General features: G+C 46.8%; 1 protein-coding gene. It reads left to right on the top strand.

What is annotated here, in order from left to right:
* Positions 1 to 33: 33 nt before the first annotated feature.
* A partial coding sequence (locus tag ACTHSP_RS23695) for an FAD-dependent oxidoreductase (RefSeq protein ID WP_440347196.1) occupies positions 34 to 284 on the top strand: 251 nt, incomplete at its 3' end.

Here is a 284-nt window from a genome sequence, read left to right as displayed (position 1 = left end):
ATCCGTATCAGTTGAATACAAGGAATTCCTCCCATGAGCTTACACAGTGATATTCTCGTCGTCGGCGCAGGCCCTGCAGGATTAAGTTTTGCCGCAGAGTTGGCCGGAAGCGGTTTGAACATAACCCTGATTGAAAGAAGTCCTTTAGAAGTGTTGCAAAATCCGCCGTATGACGGTCGTGAAATCGCATTGACACACTTGTCGCGCGAAATCATGCAGCGATTGGGTATGTGGGATTTGATTCCAAAAGACGAAATTTATCCTTTGCGCGATGCCAAAGTGTT

The organism is Neisseria sp. P0001.S005 (genome assembly GCF_051963715.1).
This window is presented reverse-complemented; position numbering and strand designations above follow the sequence as displayed.